Source organism: Bradyrhizobium sp. USDA 3650, from assembly GCF_054057395.1.
Map to the genome: position 1 here is coordinate 1,599,075 of NZ_JBSRZG010000001.1, position 24,348 is coordinate 1,623,422.

Below are 24,348 nucleotides of genomic sequence, written 5' to 3' on the forward strand. Positions count from 1 at the left end.
GCGCCTGGATCAGCTCGCGCGCGACGATTTGCGCTCGCCCGTGGCCGCGTTCTCCGCGGCGCGGCTCATCAGCGAGGCATAATCATCGCCGAACAGCACCTGGCAGAAGCGGATCGCGGCCTGCACCTGCTGCTGCCGATAGGTGCGGACCTTGTGATCGGCGCCGCGCAGCGACTGCACCAGCTGCTCGGTTGAACGCTCGACATATTGCTGGAGGTCGGAATAGGTGCGCAGTGTCACCTCGTTGATCGCAAGCTCGCTCGCATAGTTGCGACAGGTCGCGACGAAATCGATCAGCGCCACGGCTTCCTCGACCTCGGTGCTGTCGATCCGCGCGCCCGGCGGAATGTCCTTCTCGGCGCGCTGGCGCAGGATGCGGCGGACGCGGCCGGGAACACTGTCGATCTCGGATTGCAGCGCGTTGGAGATGTCGGCCCGGATCGAGGTCAACTGCTTGCCCCAAGCGGAATCGTTGCGCAGGTCGAGCTCGGTACGCAGGCCGCGGACGCCGTCGTGCAGCGTCTTGAGATTGCCGGCGACATTGTCGAAATGGCCGCGCTTGATGTCCATGCGCAGGATGGCGGCCACGCAAGACAGATCATGCAGCGCCATCGTGACGGCAACGCCATAGGGCGTTGCCGCAACACGGATCTCGTCGTCGGACGCGGCAATCTTGATGGCGAGGCGGATGATCTGCCACGGCGCGGTCATCCGCTGCACGACGATGGAGAGCGCGAAGGGCAGCATCTGCGGCGTCTGGAGGACGGGAATGTTGAGCGCGGCAGTCACCGAGGCGATCTGAGCATCGCCGAAGGCGCGCAAAGAGCGCGGCAGCTTCTCGTTCAAGGTGGCGATGGCGTCGCGGACCGCGAGCACCGCCCCGGTCGAATAGAGATCCTCGATCACGTTGGGCGGACCAACGCGTGCGAGCGCACGCGATTTGTCACCCCCGCCCGGCCCCGTCAGCTCGAAGATGGCATCCGCGGCGACCGCCTGGAGCTTCGAGGCCAGCGCTTCGACCTGCCCTGCGCTGTCGGCCGGCATGCGCGCCAGCGCCGCCTCGAATTCGCTCAGCTTGGCCGGAGCACCGTCGCGGCCGAGCCATTGCCAGATCGGAGCCAGCGAGGAGCGGCGGATCTGCCCGGCCCGGATCGGGGCGCCTGCCTCGACCAGGAAGGGTTCCAGCACCTGGAACAGTAGCCGCGACAGATCGTCCGTGCGCGGCGGTGTTGCTTCCTCGGCTTCCGTCTTGCGGACAATCTTGCGCAGCTGGTCGAGCACGAGAGTCGCCACTGCCGTGTCCTGGCCGCGCTCGAGCGCGCGCTCGAACTCCCGCATCAGCAGTGCCTGCGCCTGCGGCGGGAGCTGCGCGAGATATTCCCTCAGCCGCTCGATCGATGTCTGGCTCATGCGTCCGGGTAATGAACGGTAAAATGGCGGACGTGGGATCCGTCCTGCTCGATCATAGGTGGGGCCGCTTAAGAAGCCGTTTAGGAAGTCGCTCCGAATACCCCTGGTTTGGTCCGGATCGGTGTGCTGCTGCAGGTCAAATAGTCGCGTCGGAACAAGGGATTATATTCCGGGGAGGACCAGCTCCGCCCGCAGGCCCCCGGTCGGCGCGCGGCCGAGTGAGAGGCTGCCGCCGTAGAGCGCAGCGAGCTCGGTCACGATCGACAGCCCCAGCCCCGATCCGGGCTTGGACTCGTCGAGCCGCTGGCCGCGCCGTGAGACCTGGGTACGCTCGGCCTCCGATAGGCCGCGGCCGTCGTCGTCGACGATGATATGCAGCCGCGGACCGGCGCTCGCCTGATGCGGCGCCTCCACCAGAACTTCGATGAAGACCCGCGAGGCCGCCCATTTGCAGGCGTTGTCGACGAGATTGCCGACCATCTCCTCCAGATCCTGCCGCTCGCCGCGAAATTTCGCCGACGGATCGGCCTCGGCCTCGACCACGACGCCGCGGCCGCGGTGGATCTTCTCCATGGTCCGCCGCAATGCCTCGATGGCCGGTGCAACCTCCGTCACCGTCGCGACGACCGAGACCCGCGCCGCGATGCGCGCGCGCTCAAGGTGATGGGCGACCTGGTCGCGCATCACGTCGGCCTGCTCCATCACCTTTGCCGCGAACGGATCGGCGGCATGCGCGCCAGCCTCGTTCACGATGACCGAGAGCGGCGTCTTGATGGCGTGGGCAAGGTTGCCGACATGGGTGCGGGCGCGCTCGACGATCTCGCGATTGGCGTCGATCAGCGCGTTGGTCTCACGCGCCAGCGGCGCGATCTCGACCGGGAACTCGCCCTCGAGCCGCTCGGCCCTCCCGGACCGGATGTCGGCGATGGATTCGGAGATGCGCTTGAGCGGCGCGAGACCGAAGCGGACCTGGAACACGGTTGTCAGCAGCAACACGATGCCGAGCGCGGTGAAGGTGCCGCCGAGATAGTAGTCGAAACTGCGCGTCTCGTCGAAAATCTCGGTGTCGTCGCCGGCGACACTGACGAGAAATTTGCCGTCCGCGCCGAGATCGACCGGCCGCTCCACCATGCGCAGGTTCTGTCCCTCGGGACCGTCGACATAAGCGATCCGGATGCCGGCGGCGGTAAGCTCGGTGCCCTGCTCTTCAAGCTTCGGCAGCTTCTTGTCCCAGAGCGAGCGCGACGAGCGCACCTCCGGCTTTTCGGTGTCGGTCCGCGTGATCTGCCAGTACCAGCCGGACAACGGCAGTTCGAACAGAGGCTCGCCGAGCGACTGGAACTGGCGGTCCGGGGGCTCGTCGGGGGTGGCAACCTCGGCGATCAGTGTGCGGAGATAGAGATTGAGCCGGCGATCGAAGGCGCGCTCGGTGGCGTTCTTGTAGACCGACGACAGCACTACGCCGGTGATGGCCAGGATCACCACGAGCCACGCGGTCGCCGACAGGAACAGGCGGTTCGCGAGCGAGCTGGCGGGCATCGGAATGATCCCGGAGGCGCGGGGTGGCATGGCGTCGGAACTCATGACCCGAACAAGGCCTCTGCCGGGCCGCCCGTCAAGCCAAGATACGTCTAGACAAGACCGTTCGAGAGACCACGATTCATGCGCCGGGGGGCGGCGGGGTCAGGAGATAGCCGAGGCCGCGGACAGTCTGGATGATGTCGACGTCGAGCTTCTTGCGGATGCGGCCGACGAAGACCTCGATGGTGTTGGAGTCGCGGTCGAAGTCCTGGTCGTAGAGATGCTCGACCAGCTCGGTGCGGGACACGACGCGCCCCGAATGATGCATCAGGTAGGCCAGAAGCCGATATTCGTGCGACGTCATCTTGATGGGATTGCCCGATACGCTGACCCGGCCGGTCCTGGTATCGAGCGTGACGGGTCCGCAGCTCAGCTCGCTTTGGGCATGGCCGGTGGAGCGGCGCAGCAGCGCGCGGATGCGCGCCAGCACCTCCTCCAGGTGGAACGGCTTTGCGACGTAGTCGTCGGCGCCGGCATCAAAGCCCTGGACCTTGTCGCTCCAGCGGTCGCGCGCGGTGAGGATGAGGACCGGCATGGTGCGGCCGTTGCGCCGCCAGGCTTCCAGGACCGAGATGCCGTCCTTCTTCGGCAGGCCGATGTCGAGCACCACGGCATCGTAGGGCTCGTTGTCACCGAGATAATGCCCCTCCTCCCCGTCGAAGGCGCGATCGACGACATAGCCGGCGTCGGTCAGCGCTTTGGTAAGCTGGCGATTGAGATCGGGGTCGTCCTCAACGACGAGCAGGCGCACGCTTCTCTCCAGAATTAGGCCGCATGAACACCCGCACAGATGAGCAATTCCGGCGTGAACTGGATATGAACACGGGGAACCGGCCGCGTTACTTTTTGGTCATATCCGACCTGTTCGCGCAAAACGCATTGCGCCCGCCAGGCCACCGGACGAACCGGCGGCCTGGCGGGCGCAATGTGCCGCGTTACGCGGCGAGTCGGAAGGTGCGAACCGTCCGCTCGATCTGCCGATCAGGTCCGGAAGAACACGAACCAGATGACCGCGAGGATCAGGATCGCAAGCCCGGTGGATATGGCGAGCAGCGCCGCCACCGACGGCCCAGGCTCGCCCTGGCGCGCCTCGGTCGGAGTTTCCACGATCTGACGTTGGTCTCGCGTGGTTGCCATGGTGACCTCAATTCTGACTGTCGCGTCGGATGGCCGCGACTGCTCGCGGCGGAATGTCTCGTGCCAACGCATGATGGGATATGATGTTCCGGCCTTTGCGGCCTGATCAGGTTGCAACCGCGCACCGGGCGGCCGGTTAACGCAGTTGCAAGATTCAGCGATCCGCCTTGCTATGATTCGTTGTTCCCCGATGGTATCTTCGTCTTCTGTCCCCGTTGCGTTTGGAGTAGCCCATGGCCCCCCGCGCCAATTGGAAGGGTTTTCTGCGTTTGTCGCTCGTGACCTGCCCGGTCGCGCTCTATCCGGCCACTTCGGATACCGAGAAGGTCTCGTTCAACCAGATCAACCGCAAGACCGGCCACCGGATCAAGTACCTCAAGGTCGACGCCGAGACCGGTGACGAGGTGACCTCGGAGGACATCGTCAAGGGCTACAAGGTCGACACCGACACCTATATCGAGGTCACCAAGGACGAGCTCGACGACATCGCGCTGGACTCCACCCACACGATCGAGATCGACGAGTTCGTACCGAAGACCGACATCGACAGCCGCTATCTGATCCGCCCCTATTATCTCGTGCCCGATGGCAAGGTCGGCCATGACGCCTTTGCGGTGATCCGCGAGACGATCCGGAGCATGGACAAGGTCGCGATCGGCCGCGTGGTGCTGACCAACCGCGAGCACATCATCGCGCTGGAGCCGCTCGGGAGCGGCCTGATGGGGACGCTGCTGCGCTACCCCTATGAGGTGCGCGGCGAGAAGGACTATTTCGACGACATCCAGGACGTGAAGCTGACCAAGGACATGCTCGACCTTGCTAAGCACATCGTCGAGAAGAAGTCCGGCGCGTTCGAGCCCGAGCTGTTCGAGGACCATTACGAGACCGCGCTGATCGACCTCATCAACAAGAAGCGCAGCGGCGCGCCCATCGCAGCAAAGGCCGCGCCCAAGACCGGCGGCAACGTCATCAACCTCATGGACGCGCTGAAGAAGAGCATCGCGAACGAGAAGGACGCAAGCCCCGCGGCGAAGGTGGCCAAGGACGCGAGCAAGGACGTCGTCAAGGGCAAGAAGCCGAAGAAACGCGTCGAAGGCCAGCGCGAGATGCTGCTGCCGATCGCCGGCAAGGGCGGCAAGGACGCCGCTGCGAAAGCCGCTCCCAAGAAGGCCGACAAGCCAGTGCGCGCGCCGGCGCGGGCGAAGAAGGCCGGCTAGAACCATCGCACAGCGACGACGCCGTGATGCCTCCCCTCGTCGATCGGCCGACCTGACATGCCCTGGTCGACCGCGTTCGACGACCCCATTTCGTTACATGGCGGGCGCAAGCTCCGGACGCTGCAAGAAGCTGCCGATCACATCATGCGACTGCCCGAGGATACGCAGCATGCCAGCCACTGGCAGACCGCGATCGAAACCCTGATCAACGCGGCCGAGACCGGCGGCGGCTGGACGATGTTCGCCCGCATCGCGGTGTTGCGGGCGCTGAATGCGGACGCTCGGCGCGACTGAGCTTTGCACCCCGGTCGAGAACAGGCTCAACAATCCGTTAAGCCAAGCCCGCGCTTTCAGCGTCTGCCCGCAGTCGCGGGGGCGGCACGTAATCCTACGGAAGACAAAATTAACCGACGCTTCTCGCTCAGCGCAGCATGGTCGCCCCTCGATTGAACCCGGGATTTGCAGGCTCGTGCAGCAGCAGGACGCCAGAAAGAACTACATCGGCATCGTCAACGACGCGGCCGAGGAAGAAAGCCTCGCCGGCAGCTCCGCGCGGGCGCAGCCGTGCGCGGTGAGCTATCTGGTCGGACGCGTGGCAGCGGTGCTGAAACGCCCCGGCAAGATCGCGCCGGAACGTCAGATCTCGTCCTGAGACGGGATGACGACATCGCCAAATGCGTCCGAATTGGGTGACGAAACCTTAAGTCAATCGATGACACCATATCAGACGGCAGGTGAGGACCACCCAGCTGCGTTTTGACGCGCCCGCGAAAAATTAGTGAATCAATTTACCATTCCGAAAACGGCACCAGCCTAGGTTGGACGGATGAACAGGAGTTGACGATGACTTTGCTCAAGTCATTTCTTGCCAATGAAAATGGTGCCACCGCCATCGAGTATTGTCTGATCGCCACGGGCATCGCGCTCGCGATCATCACGGCCGTGAACAACACGGGCGGCGCACTCCTGAGCGGCAAATTCAACTCGATCAGCGCGGCGGTGAAGTAGCCGGCATAGCCGGCGCGCCGCAATCTCATCAGCACGAGTCCGCGTGCGGCACGCCGGATGACGGACTCCTCCTTCCGATGCGGCGGCGACCCCAGCCTGATTTTCGCGAAGTTCGCATTATGGCGTTGTGTCGTGCGGTTGCGCCGTCGTAGAGCGTAAGCTCAAACTCCAGCGGCCCGATGACATGATTCCTTCCGACAAGCCGACCTCGACAATCCGGGCTCGCCTTGGCTCGGACCGATCGGTGGCGATCACCGTTCTTGCTGTCCTGGCGGCCCTGTCGTTTCTTCCGGTGCTGCTGACCCCTATCCCCGCGATGGTCGACTATCCCAATCACCTCGCCCGGATGTATATTCTGAGCCAGAACGGCACGCCCAACGCCAATCCGCATTACGAAGTGGCCTGGGCATTCTATCCCAACCTTGGAATGGATCTGCTGGTCCCGCAAATGGCGCGGCTGATCAGCGTCGAGAACGCCACGCGGCTGTTTCTGCTCCTGAGCCAATTGCTGATCGTCGGAGGCGCGCTTTTGCTCGAATGGGCCCGGAAGGGACGGGTCCATCTCGCCGGCTTTGCGGCGCTCGCTTTCCTTTACTGTCTGCCGTTCAGCTGGGGCTTCGTGAATTTCGAGTTCGGACTGGGCCTCGCTCTCTGCGGCATCGCGCTCTATCTGATGCTCGCGGAACGCCCATGGCCACTGCGTTTCGTCGTCAACATGGTCTTCGTCGCTGCGCTGTTTGCGGCGCATTTCTTCTCCCTCGGCATTTACGGCGCGACGCTCGGCCTTTACGAGCTCTCGCGCATCCGCCATGGGCGAACATCGTACGGTGTCGCCGCCGCGCGGCTCGCCGCGTTGGCCATACCGGCACTTGCCCTGTTTGGGATCATGCGCATGACGGCGGGATCGATCGGAAGCGAAGGAACGAACTGGTTCTTCGGATTCAAGCCGATCTGGCCGTTGCGCATCATGAACGGCTACAATTTGACGGTCGCGGCGGCGACCGGACTGACGCTGATGATCTCGCTGTTCTTCGCCGCAAGGCGCGGTGTCCTCAAGCTCGAAGCAGCCGGAATCTGGCTCGCGATCGGCTTCGCTCTGCTCTATGTCGTCATTCCCTCGAAGCTGTTCGGAACCTCGTTCGTCGACCTGCGCGTGATTCCCGCTGCGGCTCTGATCCTGCCGGCCTTCTGCTCGCTGACGCTGCCCAGCCGGGCGTGGAGAATGGCGGCGCTCGCCGCGATCAGTAGCGTCATACTGATCAACCTCGCCGTCGTGCTGGCGGTGTGGCTGCCTTACCGCACCGACTATGCGGCCATGGTCCAGTCGTTCCACAAGATCGATCGCGGCTCGCGCATCCTGGTCGCCAGCACGGACGACAATGGAGACCCGCCCTTCGCCGACCTCACCTCATATCCGATGTATTATGCGCCGACGCTCGCCGTGCACTATGCCAGCGCGTTCGTGCCCAATCTCTTCACGGAAGCGGGCAAGCAGCCCGTGCGAGCCCGCGAGGACGTGCGCCGTCTTGCCATTCCCTACGGGGGCCCGGTGCCGCTCGGCGTGCTTGCGGCGATTGCGGCAAGCGGGCCGCCGGCTGGCGTTCCGCCGTTCGTCAGCACCTGGCACCAGGATTACGACTATCTCTACGTCCTCGGGCCGAAGGTCGCGAACCCGCTGCCGGATCTGCTGGAAGCGTTGGACACCTCGGAGCGATTTGTTCTCTACAAGATCCGCCGCAAGTCCTAGGCCGCAAGTCCTAGACCAAAGCCGCCGCTGCCCAGCGTGGTTAATTGGGTATCACCATCCGCACCCGCCTCATTGGAAGCGGCCACGGCGCCCCATATCCTTAATGGTTGTGGCAAGGCGACCTTAACCACCACCGGCATAGACTTCCGCTCCTGCAACGAGTTGGACTCTCTCGCATGGCGGCCAATTTCCAGTCGATCCGCTACAGCCTCGTCATCCCCGTGTTCAACGAGGAAGCCGTGTTGCCGGTGCTGCTGCGCAGGCTCGACCTGGTCTTGTCCCGGCTCGACGGGCCGGCAGAAGCAATCTTAGTCGACGACGGCAGCAGTGATTCCAGCTCGATCGTGCTACAGGCGCTCGCCACGCGCGACCCGCGCTTTCGCTATATCGGCCTGTCGCGAAATTTCGGGCATCAGATCGCCATCACCGCCGGCATGGACGCCGCGCAGGGTGAAGCGATCATCGTCATGGATGCCGATTTGCAGGATCCGCCCGAAGTGATCGAGCAATTGATCGCAAAATGGCAGGAAGGCAACGACATCGTCCACGCCCGCCGCCTGTCGCGCGACGGCGAAAGCCGATTCAAGCGCGCGACCGCGCATCTGTTCTACCGGCTTCTCGGCAGGATGTCCTCGGTCGGCATCCCCGCCGATGTCGGCGACTTCCGCCTGATCGATCGCAAGGTGCTCGACGCGCTTCGGCAGATGCCGGAGCAGGACCGCTTCGTACGCGGCATGATCGCCTGGCTCGGCTTCCGGCAGGCCGAGGTCACCTTCCACCGCCTCGAGCGCGCGGCGGGCGAGACCAAATATCCGCTGTTCAAGATGGTGCGGCTCGCGACGAACGCCGCGCTCGGCTTTTCCGATCTGCCCTTGCGCCTCGCGATCTGGTGCGGATTGACGGTCTCGGGTCTGGCACTGCTCTATGGCGGCTGGGTGATCGTGTTGTGGCTCAGCAACGACAGTCATCTCGTGACCGGCTGGTCCTCGACGATCGTCGTCGTGTCCCTGCTGTGTGGAATGAACATGCTGATGACGGGCATCGTGGGGCTTTACGTCGGTCGCATCCATGCCGAGGTGAAACGGCGTCCGCTCTACGTGGTGCAGACACGCGCCGGCTTCGAGCGCAACGAGGCGACGGCCGCGCCTGCGATTCACGCCGTCCACGAGTGATCCAGCGCATGACCGAGCTCTTCGACGGTTATCACGACAACTACCGTGACGTGGTCCAATCCTCGATCGACTTCTCCGGTTTGCCGCATCATTTCTTCATGCGCGCCAAGGCCGATCTCCTGGGCAATCTGATCTCGCAGCGGCTCGACACGGAGAGGCCCGACATGCTGGACGTCGGCTGCGGCGTCGGCAGCCTTCATCCGCTGCTGCACGGCATGGTCGGCCGCTTGAGCGGCATCGACGTTTCTTCGGCCAGCCTGGCGCAGGCACGCGCTGACAATGGCAGGGTCGACTACCGTGAGTTTGACGGCCGCACCTTTCCTTTCGACGATGCCAGCTTCGATCTGGTCACGGCCGTCTGCGTGATGCATCACGTCGTGCCGGCCGAGTGGGCGCAATTCATCACGGAGATGCGGCGCGTGACCCGCCCTGGGGGACTCGTCTGCGTCATCGAGCACAATCCATACAACCCGCTGACGCGCCTTGCCGTCGCGCGTTGTGAGTTCGACCGGGACGCCGTCTTGCTCGGGGCCGGTAAAGCCCGAAAATTGATGGCTGCCGGCGGCTTGCGCGAGATCGGTGCGCGCCATTTCCTGCTGCTGCCCTGGGACACCAAGCCCGCGCGGCGCCTCGAAGCGACCCTGAGCGGCGTGCCGCTTGGCGGCCAATACGCCGCCTTCGGGACCGCTTGATCTATCTTTGCGGCATATCTCGCCGCTTGTGCACGACCGCCACGTCATCGCTGTAGACGCGCTGCCATTGGGGCAGCCGGTCCAGCATCGCTATCGCCGGCGTCCCCGGCGCGAGCAGCGTCGCGCCGATATTGTATTCGTCGAGCAACTTGAGAAAGTCGCCGAGATCGACCAGCGCCAGGGCGCGATTGTAGCGGTTGATCAACGCTCCCCCGTACAGTTCACCGCGACCGTCGATAAAGGTGGGAATGCCGGCAAAGATCAAATAGCCGCCGAAGGAATAATCGTTGAGTACGTGCCCCGCCGTGGCGAGCTTGGCTTCAGGGATGGCAGCCTGAGGGGTAATGGCAGGAGCCGGCCGTATGTCACGGGCCAGCGTCGCCCCGCTCACCGCGATCAACACACCCAGCACGGCCAGGTTCAGGCCGCGTGACGAGCCGGCAGCATCTTCCGCAATCGATCCGCCGAACGTCCGCCCCAGCGGAGCCGCCAGATAGAGCGGCGCCAGCATGGCCAGCAGATCCGCATTGCGGATCTGAGCCAGCGCGAAATGCAGCAAGCCGATCACGACCAAGGTGCGCACGACCGGCAGCGTCACGCCACGCGAGAGCGCGAAGATGCCGGCCAGCAGCAGCAACTCGAAGATACCTATGTGGCTGAAATCCTGCGGCCGCCATTCCGCGATCCAACCGAGCGCGGGGCCCAGGCCGAGTGTAGTCAGCGGCATCAGCAGCGGTTCCGGCCCGTAGGGGGTCAGGCAGGACGCAGCGACCGCAAGCGCGGTGAATGGCAGCCACCGCAGGAATACGCGCGGCCATTCGCTGCGCTTCTCGCGCAGCAGCGCCTCGAGCCCCGCAGGGCCGATCAGTCCAAGCGCCAGCACCACACTGCCGTGCAGATTGGCCCACACGACCAGCAGCGGAAGGGCCCAATACGGCGGAGGCCCTCCACGATCCATGCAGCGTACCAGGGCAGCCGCCCAGGTCACCATCAACGGCAGCACCAGCACATGTGGCCGCGCCAGCATATGCGGCGCCAACAGGATCACGGCCGCGATCACCATGAGCAGCGTCTGGGCCGGCGAAAGCTCGCGCAGCAGGAAGAACGTGAACAGGCCGAACGCGAGCGCTATCGCCGCGGCGGCGACGACGAGGACGCCCTGCCAGCCGGCAAGCGCGTAGGCTCCGGCATAGATGATCTCCGAGAGCCATTCGAAGGTGATCCAGGGGGCGCCGTGCCTCGAAAAAGAAAATGGGTCGCTCGCCGGCAGCGTGCCGTGCGCGATGATCCAGCGCCCGACCTCGATGTGCGAATAGGTGTCGGGATCATTGAGCAGCCGCGGTCCTAGGATCAGCAGCAGGACATAGACGCCAAGGCTCACCAGCCAGGGAAGCGCCGCACGCGCCGAAAACGGTTGAACCTCGCTGTGGACGACCTGGTCACTCATGGCGAGCGCAAGTTAGGGCGCAAGCGTTAAATTCCTCTTTGACGTTCACGGCGGCTGGGGAGCGCGCGGCGGGCCGGTCACGCTTTGTGAACCATACTCCCAGCTGCGAAATCCGGGCTGCGGCGCTTTGACGACCATGCGGGTCCTGATACCCTTCATACTGTCAATCGACCAACCACAGCTGCAAGGATGCGGATGAGAAGCGTGATGCTCCTGGCTTTCAGCCTCGTCTTTGTCGGCGTCTGGTCGCAGGACGGCGCGAGAGGACAGACTTCGGCCGCACCGCCGGTTTCGCTTTCTCCGCCCAATGGATCGCCGCCGCACGCGGGCGCCAAAAATTCCAGACCTCCGCCGGCAGCATCCATCAGAGGAGCTTCGCCGCCGGTGATCGGCGGGCTTCCATCGGCGCCGAACCCAGCCGCCGACTACGATGGCTTCAGCGTAGGCACCGGCGACGACAATGACGCCTCGACCCAGGTGGTCCCGCCTGTGAGATCACGCACGGCGACGGGCTCCAGGGCCGACCCGGGTGCTAAAGGCGCCGCTGAGCAATTGATCGATCAAGAAGACGAGGCGTTGAAACGCAAGCTGAGGATCTGCCAAAGCTGCAAGTAGCGGTCGTAGCGGATCGAGCGCGGCGAAATTGGTCACCGGTCTATCCGGGTGGAACGGCCCGGATTGCGCTGCGCTCCATCCGGGCTACGGCAGCTCGCTGCATAGCTGACCTACCGCAGCTCTCACGCGCTCACGCTTTACCCTCCGCCAATTTCCTGATCCTCTCTCCCCAATCAGCCGGAGCAACCGGCCCGCCCAGGGAGAGAGACGCCATGAAGCTCGGCACCGCGATTGCGGAAATCATGAAGCGCGAGGGGATCGAGATCCTCTGCGGCTATCCGGTCAACCATCTGATCGAGCATGCGGCGAAGGCCGATATCCGGCCGGTGATGGTGCGGCAGGAGCGCGTCGGCATTCACATGGCGGATGCGATCTCGCGGGTGACATCGGGACGCTCGATCGGCGCGTTCTGCATGCAGCATGGGCCCGGCGCGGAGAACGCGATGGGCGGCGTCGCGCAATGCTACGGCGAATCCGTTCCCGTGCTGGTGCTGCCGATGGGCTATCAGCGCAGGCTTGCGCATATCGAGCCGAACTTCAATTCCAGCGAGGCGATGAAGGCGTTTTCGAAATCGTCCGAACCGATCATCCTTGCCGCCGAGGTCGCCAACATTTTTCGTCGCGCCTTCACCAAGCTGAAGAACGGCCGCGGCGGGCCTGTCATCGTCGAGATCCCAGCGGACATGTGGAACGAGGAGGTGCCGGAGCCGCTGAACTACACGCCTGTGCTGCGCACGCGCTACGGCGCCGACCCCGTACATGTGAAGGAAGCCGCCAGCCTCCTCACGAATGCCAGGCGCGCGGTGATCTATGCCGGCCAGGGCGTGCATTACGCGCAGGCCTGGCCGCAACTGAAACGGCTGGCCGAACGGCTCGCCATTCCCGTCACGACCAGCCTTGGAGGCAAATCGTCCTTTCCGGAAACGCATCCGCTCTCGCTCGGCTCCGGCGGCCTTGCGGTGCCGCGCGCCGTGCCGAAGTTCCTGGCCGAGGCCGACGTCATTTTCGGCATCGGCTGCTCCTTCACCGAAACAAGCTTCGGCATCGCGATGCCGAAAGACAAAACCATCATCCACTCCACACTCGATCCGAACCATCTCAACAAGGACGTCGAAGCCAGGATCGGCCTCGTCGGCGATGCCGGGCTCGTGCTCGATGCGCTGCTGGAGGAGATCGGCAAGACCGTCACCGCGGATCGGGACGCCTCGGCGGTCGCCGCAGAGATCGCGGCCTCGCACAAGGAGTGGCTGGCGAAATGGATGCCGAAGCTCACCAGCAATGATGCGCCCTTGAGTCCTTATCGCGTGCTGTGGGACCTGCAGCATACCGTCGACATCGGCAACACGATCATCACCCACGATGCCGGCAGCCCGCGCGACCAGCTCTCGCCGTTCTGGAAGTCGGTCGAGCCCCTCACCTATCTCGGCTGGGGCAAGACGACGCAACTCGGCTACGGTCTTGGGCTGGCCATGGGCGCAAAACTCGCAAAGCCCGACAAGCTCTGCATCAATGTCTGGGGCGATGCCGCGATCGGCTTCACCGGCATGGATTTCGAGACCGCGGTGCGCGAGCGCATTCCGATCATGTCGATCCTGCTGAACAATTTTTCGATGGCGATCGAATTGAAGGTGATGCCGGTCTCGACCGAGAAATATCGCTCGACCGACATTTCCGGTGACTACGCCGCGATGGCGCGCGCCTTCGGCGGCTATGGCGAGCGGGTGACAAGACCCGAGGACATCATCCCCGCGATCAGGCGCGGCATCCAGAAGACGCAGGAAGGCGTTCCCGTGCTGCTGGAATTCATCACCAGCAAGGAGACCGAGGTGTCGCGCCCGGGCACATAAAGCTGGCCGGATTCTGGCAGCAAAACTCGCCGTCGCGGACGCTGGCTCCGGCCGCACGAGATGTGATAATCCGCCCTGGTGCCGCGCTTGTCGCAGCATCAAGCCGGATTGCGAATGACCGCCCCTTCCAACGACATCGCGGAACTTGAGCGCCTGTTACAGGCGGCCACAGCCGAGAACGCGCAGCTTCGCAGCGAGCTCGCGATTGCGCGCGATCGTCAGAGCGCCAGCGCCGGGATTCTGCGCACCATCGCGGCCTCTCCCTCCGATGCCCGGCCGGTCTTCGAGGCGATTGCGTCCAGCTCCCGGCGTTTGCTCGGCGGCTTCTCCGCCACCGTGCTTCAGTTCATCGAGGACGAGCTCCACCTCGTGGCGTTCACACCAACCAGCCCCGAGGCGGACGAAGGGCTCAAGGCGTCGTTCCCGCGCAAGATTGCCGACTTTCCGACCTTCGCGCTGGTGCGTGGCGGCGAGACGATCCAGTTTCCAGATAGCGAAGCCGCGGAGGTCCCGGAGCTGAACCGGAACCTCGCGCGGCTGCGCGGCTTCCGCAGCGTGCTGTTCATGCCGTTGATGAACCGGGGGACGCCGGTCGGCATGATCAGCGTCACGCGCGCCGAGCCCGGCGCGTTCGCAACCGACCTCGTCCAGCTGCTCCAGACCTTTGCCGACCAGGCGGTGATCGCGATCGAGAACGCGCGCCTGTTCAACGAGACACGCGAGACGCTGGAACGCCAGACCGCCACCGCCGACATCCTGAAAGTGATGGCCGCTTCACCGTCCGACGTACAGCCGGTGTTCGACGCCATCGCCGCCAATGCCAACCGGCTGATTGGCGGCTTCTCCACGGCGGTGCTGCGCTACATCGGCGGCGCCGCGCACCTTGCGGCGTTCACGCCGACCGATCCGGCCGGCGATCGCGTGCTGCAGGCCTCGTTCCCGGTGCCATTCGCGCAGTTCCCGCCCTACCGGCTCGTGGCCAATGGGGCGGCGGCGCAATTGCCCGACACCGAGGTCGAACCGGCAGCCCGCGATATCGCGCGCGCCCGCGGCTACCGCAGCATGTTGTTCGCGCCCTTGATGAGCGACGGTGAGGCCATCGGAATCATCATCGCCACGCGACGCGCGACCGGCGCATTCGGCGAGCATCATGTGCGGCTGCTGCAGACCTTCGCCGACCAGGCGGTGATCGCGATCAAGAATGTCAGCCTGTTCAATACCACGAGGGAGGCGCTGGAACGGCAGACCGCGACCGCCGACATCCTCAAGGTGATCGCGGCCTCGCCCGCGGATGTGACGCCGGTGTTTCAGGCGATCTCCGATAGCGCCAAGTCCCTGGTCGGCGGACATTCCTCCACCGTCACGCGCGTCACCGACGGCCTGCTGCACCTGGCCGCCTTCAGCACCGACAACGCAGCCGGCAACGAAGAGCTGCTCAGCTCGTTCCCGGCGCCGCTGTCGGCGTCCGGCATTCACAGCCGCGTGGCAAGAAGCGGAGAGTTCGCATTCCGCAGCGACATGCAGAACGAGCCCGACCTCACCGACGCCATGCGCGAGCTGGCGCGGACGCGAGGTTATCGCAGCATCCTCGTGATCCCGATGCTCCGCGACGGCGTCGCGATCGGCACCATCGGCGTGACGCGGCCGGAAGCCGGTCCCTTCCCGGACAAGGCGATCGCCCTGCTCAAGACCTTTGCAGACCAGGCCGTGATCGCCATCGAGAACACGCGCCTGTTCAACGAGGTGCAGGATCGCACCCGGGACCTCGCCAAATCGCTCGATGATTTGCGTGCTGCCCAAGACCGGCTGGTGCAAACCGAGAAGCTGGCCTCGCTCGGCCAGCTCACGGCCGGGATTGCGCACGAGATCAAGAACCCGCTCAACTTCGTCAACAATTTTGCATCGCTCTCCGCCGAGCTGACGGACGAGCTGAATGATGCGCTCGCGCCTGTCCCGCTTGCTGACAACGTCCGCAGCGAGGTCGACGAGCTGACCGGGCTCCTGAAGGACAATCTCGCGAAGATCGTGCAGCACGGCAGGCGCGCCGACTCCATCGTCAAGAACATGCTGCTGCATTCCCGCGAGGGCGGCGGCGAGCATCGGCTGAGCGACATCAACGCGCTGGTCGAGGAGAGCCTCAACCTCGCCTATCACGGCGCCCGCGCCGAGAAGCCGCAGTTCGACGTGACGCTGAAGCGCGAGCTCGATCCGGCGGCCGGGCAAGCGGAAGTGTTTCCGCAGGAGATCACCCGGGTGCTGCTGAACCTGATCTCGAATGGCTTCCACGCGGTCGCCAAGCGCAAGTCGGATGACGGCGCCGCCGATTACGAGCCGGTGGTGATCGCCGCGACACGCGACCGGGGCGACAGCATCGAGATCCGCATCCGCGACAATGGCACCGGCATTCCGCACGAGGTGAAGGAAAAGATGTTCGATCCGTTCTTCACCACCAAGCCGGCCGGCGAAGGCACCGGCCTTGGATTGTCGATGAGCCACGATATCGTGGTCAAGCAGCACGGCGGCACCATCGACGTCGCGACGGAGCCCGGCACGTTCACGGAATTTACGATTCGATTGCCGCGAAACAGCAGCTTTCCGGGCGGAGGCCGCGGCTAGCGGTTCTTATTCCGCCATCTCGACGGGTTGCGTCGTGGACGGACCGGCCAGCGGCCGCTCCTCCATCATGATCAAGCAGAGCGCGGCGCCAGCCATCAGCGCGGTGGCGGCGCCGAAAACGTAGCGGAACGCATGCCGCATGTCGTCGGCGGGGATCGCATTGACGGCGCCGTGATGCTCGCCGGCGAGCGGAACGTCGGCACCGAGGGCGATGAGCAGGATGGCCGCGAACGCCGCGACCGTGAACGAGGACATCAGCGAGCGGAAGAAGTTCAAGGCGCCGGTGATGGTGCCGACCTGCGGACGGGCGACCGAATTCTGCACCGAGACCACGCAGACCGGAAAGGTAGTGCCGAGGCCAAGCGCAAACGCAGCCATCAGTGTCAGCAGTGCCCAGAGCGGCAACGTCGTCAACGTGAGGGCGAGGCCGCACAGCGCGGCCCAGGACGTTCCGACGATGGCGACCCGCTTGTAGTGCTTGGCGCGCGCCATGGTGCGACCGGCGACGGCCGCGCCGACGGTCGAGACCGCCGCGAGCGGAATCAGCGCAAGGCCCGCTTCGCTGGCGCTGAGGTGATAGACCGCCTCGTAATAGAGCGGCAGCTGCACGGTGAGGCCCGTGATCGCACCGAGCGCGCAGCCGCCGGCCGTCAGCCCGAACGGCACAACCGATCCTCCGAGCAGCGGCAGCGGCAGGAACGGTTCGTCGGCGCGGCGCGCATGCCACACGAAAGTGACCGCGAGTGCGACCGCGCCGCCCACCATCGCAAGCACGGTTGGCGAGAGCCACGGAAAGCGCGTGCCGCCCCAGGTCAGCACAAGCATGAAGACGACGGCGGAGGCCATCAGCAGCACGCCGCCGAGCCAGTCGACCTTGCGCTTGCGGTGGAACACCGGGATCTTTTTCATCCGGGGCAGCAGCAGCGCGATCGCCGCGGCCGCGAGCGGCACATTGATCCAGAAGATCATCGACCAATGCAGATGCTCGGCAAACACGCCGCCGATGACCGGGCCGAGAATGCCGCCGACCATCCACACGCTGGAGAAATAGGCTTGGTACTGGCCGCGCTCGCGTGGGCTCACGACGTCGGAGATCACGGTCTGCACCACCGGCATGATGCCGCCGCCACCCAGCCCCTGGAGACCGCGTGCAAGAATCAGCATCGGCAGGTTCGGTGCGATCGCGCACAGCACCGAGCCCGCGACGAACAGGCTGAGCGAGATGATGATCATGACGCGGCGGCCGTAGATGTCGCTGAGCGTGCCGAACACCGGCGCGACCGCGGTCGAGGCGAGCAGATAGGCGGTGATGACCCAGGAGAGATTGGAGACGTCGTGGAACTGGCGTCCGATGGTCGGCAGCGCGGTGGCGACGATGGTCTGGTCCAGTGCGGCCAGGAACATCGTCAGCATCAGGCTGATGACGATGGTGCGGACCTCGTCCTGCGACAGCGGAGCCGGCGGCGCGAGCGAAGGAGCGTCATCGACGCTCAAGACCTCGCTCGGAAGGCGGGACAATTCCTCGGCGATATCGTCGGGCAATGTCTGGGTGTCGGCAGAACTGCTCTGCCGCTCGAACTTGTTCATCTCGATCGGAAGCCATGAGGCGGCGCAACGCCGCGAAGGATTCGTTCTATGCACTCCAATGTAGACAGCAAAGTTCTTCCCAGGCAGGCACCGCGGCGCATGGGTGCATCCCAAAGTCGGGCCATCGCGACGATTGGCGTACGGACCCAGGTGAGAGTCGCAGGACCCCGGTCGCTGCCGGCAGCCCTGCGACGCCCCAGGGCAACTTTAGGAAAACATCAGTGCCGTCTTGCCCGAGGGGCCTGGATGCACCAGTCGCAGCCGGGCGATATAGCTTCGGCCGGCGAACAATTTGTAGGAAATCTTCGCGTTTCGATCCTCGCCGCTATCATCGTCACCCACGAGAAACCGCGGCGTTCCGTTGACCTCCTCGAACAGGACCAGCGTTGCGTCAGACGGCCCTTTGGTCTCGATGGTATATTTGCGTGAGGCGCTGGGTTTGATCGCATAGTCCATCTGCTGACCAGCGGCGAGATCGACCACGGCCGGATGGAAGGGCTGAAGCGTCGTCAAGGCCGGCTGTAGCGGCGGATACCAGCGGCGGATCCACTGCTTGTCTCCGGCGGAGAGCGTCCCCGGAGGAACCAGACCATTGGTCTCGTAAGGCTTCGGCTCCGCAATCAACCCCGGCTCAAACTCGTATTCCATGATGGAATCCGGATCCCATGTTGAACCCTGTACCTGCTGCGGGGTGAGCTTCTCCAGGATGTTGTGAAACGTCGTCGAGCGGCTCCACTTGTTGGGCGGGGCGCCCAGCGACTTGTAAACAGCCTCGTCATGCCACTTGATGCCGGCGAAGGGGTTTTGATGCTCGTGCTCCATGCCAAGCACGTGTCCGAGTTCGTGCAGCGCAGTGCCGCTGCCATATTGCGAGGTCAGATCCCAACCATACACGGTGGTCGGCTCGGTCTGGGATACCTGCAGCACGTCCCTGCCAACCTGCGAGGCTGACGATCCGTCTGGCACTGAATAGCCAATTCGCACTTCGGCTTCAGCGAGTTGGGAGACCTCCTGGAATTCGAGGCCGATGCCTACCGCCTTCCATTTCGCGAAAGCCTTGCGTATTGCGTCCGCCTGGGCCCTGGGAACTTCAAAGTGACCCGAGGTGAAAAAGCAGTAGTGCAGGACCGTGCCGTTCACCCACTTGGATCGGCTCGAGAGAATCGCACGTGCGCGAAGTGGGTCGGCCATGACAGCCGGACTGAGCTGCGGCGGGACTCTCGGGCCGTTCTGACAAAATGGCCGGGCCTGACCTTTGACCACGGGAGATTTCTTCGCCTGCTTTTGCGACTTTGCCATATGGCTCTCCAAAGATTTACGCCCCCGGGTGGGGGACTGAAAACAGAAGACAAGAGAAAAAAATGAGCCGTAAAACGGCGCCAGCATATCACAATCTCAGATTGTATCAATGCTGCGCCAGGGGCTGGGCGTCCGCTCCGGCCCGACCTCGATCTCACAAGCGGATCAGTCCTTCGGACGTCGCTTCAGGCGGGCCCGTCTCGGCAGCTGCGCCGGCCATTGCACGATGTGGTTCTCGAGCTCATCGTCCGGGATCTCCACCTCGCTGCCTTCGACCCGTCCGCGTACGGAGACGCCGGCCTCATGCACAGTGTCGGGATCGCCTGACACCAGCGGATGCCACCAATAGAGGTCGCGGCCTTCCGCGACGAGCTTGTAGCCGCAGCTCGGCGGCAGCCAGTTCAGGGTACGGACATTGGCCGGCGTCAGGCGGACGCAGTCCGGAACCTTGTCGGAACGATTCGCATAATCCTTGCAGCCGCAGGTCACCCCATCGAGCAGCTTGCAGCCGACATGGGTGAAGTAGATGTCGCCGGTGCCCTCTTCCTCGAGCTTGTTCAGGCAGCAGCGGCCGCAGCCGTCGCACAGGCTCTCCCATTCGGGCCCCGACATCTCTTCCAACGTCTTGGTTTTCCAGAAGAATCCTTCCTGGCCTGAAGGTCGTTTGGGAGCTGCGGTCATGCGCCTCAACAAAAGTTCGAAAGAGCTACGGCTGGTGCCATCTAGGGCGTGCGGCCTTGGGGCTGCAAGCAACGCCCGCGTGAGGCCCGTAATGAACCGGGGTCAATTAGGCCTGTTGTTCAAAATCGCAAGCGTGACCATTGGTTTATAGGCCCTGCTCGGCTAGAAGGAACAGCAAGTCCCCACCGTCGCTGGCCGGGCGCCTTGGGTTTGCCGCAACACTCCCGCAAGACGTCTCGATGCCGCCCCGGCCGGGTGCTTGAACGCTTTCGAACCAAGCCGCAAGGGTTCTAGGTGCGCCAGATCATACCACCGCATTGGAAGGCCCGGATCCGGAATTTCTTCCTGGATCTCGATGCGCGCATCGACTCCTCGCTGTTCTCCTCGGCCAAGGGCATCCGCGAGCTCTACGAGCGCTACTCGACCTTCATGGACCGCTTCTATGTCGGGCGGTGGAAGCGCTGGGTGTTCATCGAGCCGCTGTCGGAGGCTGCGACCCTCGGCCTCGGCGGCCTGGTTGTGATGCTGACCCTCGCCATCCCGGCCTTCCGCGAGACCGCGGACGAGGACTGGCTGAAGAAGTCCGACCTCGCGGTGACCTTCCTCGACCGCTACGGCAACCCGATCGGCAGCCGCGGCATCAAGCACAACGATTCGATTCCGCTGGAAGATTTTCCGGACGTGCTGATCAAGGCGACGCTCGCGACCGAGGACCGCCGCTTCTACGAGCATTTCGGCATCGACATCGCCGGCACCGCGCGCGCGCTCGTCACCAACGCCCAGGCCGGCGGCGTCCGCCAGGGCGGCTCCTCGATCACGCAGCAGCTCGCCAAGAACCTGTTCCTGAGCAACGAGCGCACCATCGAGCGCAAGGTCAACGAAGCCTTCCTCGCGGTCTGGCTGGAATGGCGCCTGACCAAGAACGAGATCCTCAAGCTGTATCTCGACCGCGCTTATATGGGCGGCGGCACCTTCGGCGTCGACGGCGCCGCACATTTCTACTTCAACAAATCGGCACGCGACGTGACGCTCGCCGAGGCCGCGATGCTCGCCGGCCTGTTCAAAGCGCCGACCAAATACGCGCCCCACATCAACCTGCCCGCCGCCCGCGCCCGCGCCAACGTCGTGCTCGACAATCTCGTCGACGCCGGCTTCATGACCGAGGGCCAGGTGTTCGGCGCCCGCCGCAATCCCGCCTTCGCGGTCGACCGCCGCTACGAGGCGTCGCCGAATTACTATCTCGACTACGCCTTCGACGAGATGCGCAAGCTGGTCGACACCTTCCCGAAATCCTACACCGAGCGCGTCTTCGTGGTCCGGCTCGCGATCGACACCAATGTGCAGAAGGCCGCGGAGGACGCAGTCGAGAACCAGCTGCGCCAGTTCGGCCGCGACTATCACGCGACCCAGGCCGCGACCGTCGTCTCCGATCTCGACGGCGGCATCCGCGCCATGGTCGGCGGCCGCGACTACGGCGCCAGCCAGTTCAACCGCGCCACCGACGCCTATCGCCAGCCGGGCTCGTCGTTCAAGCCTTACGTCTACACCACCGCGCTCCTCAACGGCTTCACGCCGAATTCGATCGTGGTGGACGGCCCGGTCTGCATCGGCAATTGGTGCCCGCAGAACTATGGTCATTCCTATTCCGGCGCGGTGACGCTGACGCAGGCGATCACGCGTTCGATCAACGTGGTGCCGGTCAAGCTGTCGATCGCGATCGGCCAGAAGGAGCAGCCCAAGGCGCCGAACCCGGCCAAGATCGGCCGCGCCAAGATCGTCGAGGTCGCGCGCCGCTTCGGCCTCAAGGCGCCGCTGCCCGACACGCCGTCGCTGCCGATCGGCTCGGACGAAGTCACCGTGCTCGAGCACGCGGTGGCGTATGCGACTTTCCCCAACCGCGGCAAGGCGGTGACGCCGCATTCCGTGCTGGAAGTGCGCACCGGCGCCGGCGATCCGGTCTGGCGCTGGGACCGCGACGGGCCGAAGCCGCGCCAGGCGATCCCCGCCTCCGTGGCCGCCGACATGGCTGGCATGATGAGCCACGTCGTCAGCGAAGGCACCGCGCGCCGCGCCGCGCTCGACGGCATTCCGACCGCGGGCAAGACCGGCACCACCAATGCCTATCGCGACGCCTGGTTCGTCGGCTACACCGGCAATTTCACCTGCGCGGTCTGGTACGGCAATGACGACTATTCGCCGACCAACCGCATGACCGGCGGCTCGCTGCCGGCGCAGACCTGGCACGACATCATGCTCGCGGCGCATCAGGGCGTCGAGGTGCGGGAAATCGCCGGCATCGGCATGGGCCAGAAGCTGCCGCCCGAGCGGATCGCCAACGCGCAGGCCAATGCGGCGCCGAAGGTGCTGGAGACCAAGCCCGGTCCGCCGCCGGTCTTGACCAAGCGCGGCGCCGACGTGTTGGTGCGCGTCGAGAAACTGCTCGATGACGCGGCCAGGGCCGCGACCAAATCGGCCGCCAGCGACCCCAAGCAAGCCAAGCCGGCATCGTCCACGAGCGCGCTCGCCTTCCCGCAGAACTATGCGGAAGAGAATGCGAACGCATCCGCCCCGCGCAAGAACTAATCGAAACAAGAACTGATCGAAACAAGTGCGGCTGATCCTGATCACATTGACGGCCCTTCTGCTCGCAACCGTGGTGGGCGTCGGCGCGACCTGGATGACGACGACGCGCGGCACCGAGATCGGCGCGCTGACCATCGGCCCGTGGACCGCGCGTCCGCGCACCGGCACCGCCGACGTCGACCCCTATTCGCGCGCCACCATCGTGCGCAACGGCGAGCTGCCGATCGGCACCGGCGACGGCGTTGCCTTCACCGCGACCGCCGACGACAAGAAGAAGGTGCTCGACGGCCGCTGTGACGTCGTGGTCTCCGGCGTGACCCCGCCGGCGCGGTTCTGGACGCTGACGCTTTACGACCGCAAGGGTCATCTCGTCCCGAATTCGCTGCAGCGCTACGGTTTCACCAGCCAGGAGATCGTGCGGCAGTCCGACGGCTCGTTCGAGATCCGCATCGCCTCGCGCTCGCGCGCCGGCAACTGGCTGCCGACCGGCGGCATCGAGCGCTACGCGCTGATGCTGCGGCTCTACGACACCCCGGTCGGCGTTGCCACCCGCACCCAGCGCGATGCGCCGATGCCCACGATCACGACGGCGGGCTGCTCATGATCCGGCTGTTGTTCACCATCGTTGCCGGCGTGGTGCTGGGCCTCGTGGTCCATCTCGTCAGCGTGCTGGCGTTGCCGCGGATCGCGACCCAGGACGCCTATTCGCGGCTGACGCCGATGACCAAGCTCAACGGCGTCACGCAGCTTCCGCTCGCCGATCCGCAGACCTCGCCGATGCCGTTCATGGACCCGGCCTTTGCGCTGGCGATCTGCCGCTACGATCTGTCGAACGGACCAATCAAGCTGACGGTCCCCGTCAGCCAGGCCTACACCTCGGTGTCGTTCTACACCCGCAACGAGATCGCCTATTACGCCATCAACGACCGCTCGGCCGGCAAGAAGGTGATCGAGCTCGACCTGATGACCGAGCCGCAGCACAACGAGCTGCCGGAGGACGAAGAGATCACCGCCGCCGATCGCCTAATCATCGATTCCCCCAGCACCACTGGCCTGATCGTGATGAAGGCGCTCGCCCCCGAGCCCGGCCTGATGCCGCAGGCGCAAGGCTCACTCGCGGCCGCGAGCTGCGGACCGCAGACCGAGCCGCCCGCCAAGGCGGAAGCGCCGCGCGGACGGCGCTGAGACGCGGCTTCGGCAAGCCGCAAAACAAAAACTCGAAAAACAACCCCATGCACAGTAGCGTTGGCATTGAAATCGTTAGCCATTTTTGTTGCACCAAATAGGCGTTTGCCGGACCGATACATCCCTGCCCGTCGCGCTGTTCGGCTTTGACTCGTCGGGCAAAACACTGGCAGAATGGCAGCATCGAAAGTTCACCCGCGCGGAGCAATCCGCCGCGGGTTTTTTCATGCTTGTGCCTCAAACCGAAGATGACCTGAATTCCTGGAGCGCGGCGCCCCTTCAGGTCGGTGGTTGTAGCCCTGGCGAGTTGAGCCAATGATCCAGGGACAAGCTTGTTTCGGCCCAGCGTGCGCGTCTGAGGGCGGCATCTCTCACTGGCCCTGGCGGGAGCAGTTTCGCGGCTGAGCGAAGACGAGCGGCCATTTCTGCAAGCCCCTCTTCGTGCGATTCATTGAACTTGCGCCGCTGGCTCACTGCACGATCCGTTCCGGAGGAGGCGGGAGCGCAAGCAGCGTTCTCATCAC

The 24,348-nt window shown here is 64.6% G+C and carries 21 protein-coding genes; 13 read left to right on the forward strand and 8 right to left on the reverse strand.

All coding sequences use genetic code 11. From position 1 onward, the window contains the following. Window positions 1-9: 9 nt before the first annotated feature. The 4 genes from ACVIN2_RS07710 to ACVIN2_RS07725 all read right to left on the reverse strand — a co-directional run bounded on the left by ACVIN2_RS07710 (window position 10) and on the right by ACVIN2_RS07725 (window position 4,128). Complete coding sequence (locus tag ACVIN2_RS07710; RefSeq protein WP_456765140.1) at window positions 10-1,410, reverse strand: hypothetical protein; 1,401 nt, start codon at window positions 1,408-1,410, stop codon at window positions 10-12. Between the two features lie 162 nt (window positions 1,411-1,572). Next, a complete protein-coding gene (locus tag ACVIN2_RS07715) occupies window positions 1,573-2,949 on the reverse strand; it encodes an ATP-binding protein (RefSeq protein ID WP_456765141.1) in 1,377 nt (458 codons plus the stop codon). 121 nt (window positions 2,950-3,070) lie between these two features. Further along, entirely contained in the window at window positions 3,071-3,742 is a 672-nt protein-coding gene (locus ACVIN2_RS07720; protein ID WP_027569117.1) for a response regulator transcription factor, read from the reverse strand. A 230-nt stretch (window positions 3,743-3,972) separates the two neighbouring features. Continuing rightward, on the reverse strand, window positions 3,973-4,128 hold the full coding sequence (locus ACVIN2_RS07725; protein ID WP_007593402.1) for a hypothetical protein: 156 nt from the start codon (window positions 4,126-4,128) through the stop codon (window positions 3,973-3,975). 233 nt (window positions 4,129-4,361) lie between these two features. Here ACVIN2_RS07725 and ku point away from each other — a divergent pair, with 233 nt between their 5' ends. The 7 genes from ku (at window position 4,362) to ACVIN2_RS07760 (ending at window position 9,964) form a co-directional block, all read left to right on the forward strand. Next, window positions 4,362-5,345, forward strand: coding sequence for a non-homologous end joining protein Ku (gene ku / locus ACVIN2_RS07730; protein WP_456765142.1), 984 nt, complete (start codon window positions 4,362-4,364; stop codon window positions 5,343-5,345). Window positions 5,346-5,402: 57 nt separating this feature from the next. After that, window positions 5,403-5,639 carry a hypothetical protein gene (locus ACVIN2_RS07735; protein WP_456765143.1) on the forward strand — a complete coding sequence of 79 codons (237 nt, stop codon included), beginning with the start codon at window positions 5,403-5,405 and terminating at the stop codon, window positions 5,637-5,639. Between the two features lie 175 nt (window positions 5,640-5,814). Then, the gene (locus ACVIN2_RS07740; protein WP_456765144.1) at window positions 5,815-5,997 is read left to right on the forward strand and encodes a hypothetical protein; all 183 of its coding nucleotides are present in this window, start codon (window positions 5,815-5,817) and stop codon (window positions 5,995-5,997) included. Between the two features lie 191 nt (window positions 5,998-6,188). Beyond that, on the forward strand, window positions 6,189-6,353 hold the full coding sequence (locus ACVIN2_RS07745) for a Flp family type IVb pilin (RefSeq protein ID WP_456765145.1): 165 nt from the start codon (window positions 6,189-6,191) through the stop codon (window positions 6,351-6,353). A gap of 184 nt (window positions 6,354-6,537) precedes the next feature. Next, the gene (locus ACVIN2_RS07750) at window positions 6,538-8,100 is read left to right on the forward strand and encodes a hypothetical protein (protein WP_456765146.1); all 1,563 of its coding nucleotides are present in this window, start codon (window positions 6,538-6,540) and stop codon (window positions 8,098-8,100) included. 176 nt (window positions 8,101-8,276) lie between these two features. Then, window positions 8,277-9,272 (forward strand): glycosyltransferase family 2 protein, encoded by a 996-nt coding sequence (locus tag ACVIN2_RS07755; RefSeq protein WP_456765147.1) that lies wholly within the window; start codon window positions 8,277-8,279, stop codon window positions 9,270-9,272. Between the two features lie 8 nt (window positions 9,273-9,280). Then, a complete protein-coding gene (locus ACVIN2_RS07760) occupies window positions 9,281-9,964 on the forward strand; it encodes a class I SAM-dependent methyltransferase (protein ID WP_456765148.1) in 684 nt (227 codons plus the stop codon). 1 nt (window position 9,965) lies between these two features. Here ACVIN2_RS07760 and ACVIN2_RS07765 read toward each other — a convergent pair whose 3' ends face one another. Continuing rightward, window positions 9,966-11,411: a hypothetical protein gene (locus tag ACVIN2_RS07765; RefSeq protein ID WP_456765149.1), complete on the reverse strand. Its 1,446-nt coding sequence runs from the start codon at window positions 11,409-11,411 to the stop codon at window positions 9,966-9,968. A gap of 195 nt (window positions 11,412-11,606) precedes the next feature. Between ACVIN2_RS07765 and ACVIN2_RS07770 the strand changes: the two genes are divergently transcribed. From ACVIN2_RS07770 to ACVIN2_RS07780, 3 genes are all read left to right on the forward strand, one after another. Next, window positions 11,607-12,026 (forward strand): hypothetical protein, encoded by a 420-nt coding sequence (locus tag ACVIN2_RS07770; protein WP_456765150.1) that lies wholly within the window; start codon window positions 11,607-11,609, stop codon window positions 12,024-12,026. Between the two features lie 158 nt (window positions 12,027-12,184). After that, a complete protein-coding gene (locus ACVIN2_RS07775; protein WP_456769665.1) occupies window positions 12,185-13,873 on the forward strand; it encodes a thiamine pyrophosphate-requiring protein in 1,689 nt (562 codons plus the stop codon). A gap of 114 nt (window positions 13,874-13,987) precedes the next feature. After that, window positions 13,988-16,489 (forward strand): GAF domain-containing protein, encoded by a 2,502-nt coding sequence (locus tag ACVIN2_RS07780; protein ID WP_456765151.1) that lies wholly within the window; start codon window positions 13,988-13,990, stop codon window positions 16,487-16,489. A gap of 6 nt (window positions 16,490-16,495) precedes the next feature. Here the strand turns inward: ACVIN2_RS07780 and ACVIN2_RS07785 are convergent, their stop codons facing one another. The 3 genes from ACVIN2_RS07785 to ACVIN2_RS07795 all read right to left on the reverse strand — a co-directional run bounded on the left by ACVIN2_RS07785 (window position 16,496) and on the right by ACVIN2_RS07795 (window position 20,056). Then, entirely contained in the window at window positions 16,496-18,076 is a 1,581-nt protein-coding gene (locus ACVIN2_RS07785; protein WP_027516953.1) for an MDR family MFS transporter, read from the reverse strand. A 207-nt stretch (window positions 18,077-18,283) separates the two neighbouring features. Next, on the reverse strand, window positions 18,284-19,462 hold the full coding sequence (locus ACVIN2_RS07790) for a M12 family metallopeptidase (protein WP_456765152.1): 1,179 nt from the start codon (window positions 19,460-19,462) through the stop codon (window positions 18,284-18,286). Window positions 19,463-19,540: 78 nt separating this feature from the next. Beyond that, complete coding sequence (locus tag ACVIN2_RS07795; RefSeq protein WP_456765153.1) at window positions 19,541-20,056, reverse strand: YcgN family cysteine cluster protein; 516 nt, start codon at window positions 20,054-20,056, stop codon at window positions 19,541-19,543. Between the two features lie 294 nt (window positions 20,057-20,350). On the opposite strand from ACVIN2_RS07795, the gene ACVIN2_RS07800 reads away from it, so the two are divergent. The 3 genes from ACVIN2_RS07800 to ACVIN2_RS07810 are packed head-to-tail and all read left to right on the forward strand — an operon-like array spanning window position 20,351 to window position 23,824. Continuing rightward, on the forward strand, window positions 20,351-22,639 hold the full coding sequence (locus tag ACVIN2_RS07800) for a transglycosylase domain-containing protein (protein WP_456765154.1): 2,289 nt from the start codon (window positions 20,351-20,353) through the stop codon (window positions 22,637-22,639). A gap of 25 nt (window positions 22,640-22,664) precedes the next feature. After that, window positions 22,665-23,243: a DUF1214 domain-containing protein gene (locus ACVIN2_RS07805; RefSeq protein WP_007593444.1), complete on the forward strand. Its 579-nt coding sequence runs from the start codon at window positions 22,665-22,667 to the stop codon at window positions 23,241-23,243. Then, a complete protein-coding gene (locus ACVIN2_RS07810) occupies window positions 23,240-23,824 on the forward strand; it encodes a DUF1254 domain-containing protein (RefSeq protein ID WP_007593446.1) in 585 nt (194 codons plus the stop codon). Before ACVIN2_RS07805 ends, ACVIN2_RS07810 begins: the two co-directional genes overlap by 4 nt. The last annotated feature ends 524 nt before the right edge of the window (window positions 23,825-24,348 follow it).

Bases quoted from the DNA above. Each gene is read 5' to 3' on its own strand.
- ACVIN2_RS07710 (WP_456765140.1), bottom strand. From the start codon at position 1,410: ATGAGCCAGACATCGATCGAGCGGCTGAGGGAATATCTCGCGCAGCTC.
- ACVIN2_RS07715 (WP_456765141.1), bottom strand. From the start codon at position 2,949: ATGCCCGCCAGCTCGCTCGCGAACCGCCTGTTCCTGTCGGCGACCGCG.
- ACVIN2_RS07725 (WP_007593402.1), bottom strand. From the start codon at position 4,128: ATGGCAACCACGCGAGACCAACGTCAGATCGTGGAAACTCCGACCGAG.
- ku (WP_456765142.1), top strand. From the start codon at position 4,362: ATGGCCCCCCGCGCCAATTGGAAGGGTTTTCTGCGTTTGTCGCTCGTG.
- ACVIN2_RS07735 (WP_456765143.1), top strand. From the start codon at position 5,403: ATGCCCTGGTCGACCGCGTTCGACGACCCCATTTCGTTACATGGCGGG.
- ACVIN2_RS07745 (WP_456765145.1), top strand. From the start codon at position 6,189: ATGACTTTGCTCAAGTCATTTCTTGCCAATGAAAATGGTGCCACCGCC.
- ACVIN2_RS07750 (WP_456765146.1), top strand. From the start codon at position 6,538: ATGATTCCTTCCGACAAGCCGACCTCGACAATCCGGGCTCGCCTTGGC.
- ACVIN2_RS07755 (WP_456765147.1), top strand. From the start codon at position 8,277: ATGGCGGCCAATTTCCAGTCGATCCGCTACAGCCTCGTCATCCCCGTG.
- ACVIN2_RS07760 (WP_456765148.1), top strand. From the start codon at position 9,281: ATGACCGAGCTCTTCGACGGTTATCACGACAACTACCGTGACGTGGTC.
- ACVIN2_RS07765 (WP_456765149.1), bottom strand. From the start codon at position 11,411: ATGAGTGACCAGGTCGTCCACAGCGAGGTTCAACCGTTTTCGGCGCGT.
- ACVIN2_RS07770 (WP_456765150.1), top strand. From the start codon at position 11,607: ATGAGAAGCGTGATGCTCCTGGCTTTCAGCCTCGTCTTTGTCGGCGTC.
- ACVIN2_RS07780 (WP_456765151.1), top strand. From the start codon at position 13,988: ATGACCGCCCCTTCCAACGACATCGCGGAACTTGAGCGCCTGTTACAG.
- ACVIN2_RS07785 (WP_027516953.1), bottom strand. From the start codon at position 18,076: ATGAACAAGTTCGAGCGGCAGAGCAGTTCTGCCGACACCCAGACATTG.
- ACVIN2_RS07790 (WP_456765152.1), bottom strand. From the start codon at position 19,462: ATGCTGGCGCCGTTTTACGGCTCATTTTTTTCTCTTGTCTTCTGTTTT.
- ACVIN2_RS07795 (WP_456765153.1), bottom strand. From the start codon at position 20,056: ATGACCGCAGCTCCCAAACGACCTTCAGGCCAGGAAGGATTCTTCTGG.
- ACVIN2_RS07810 (WP_007593446.1), top strand. From the start codon at position 23,240: ATGATCCGGCTGTTGTTCACCATCGTTGCCGGCGTGGTGCTGGGCCTC.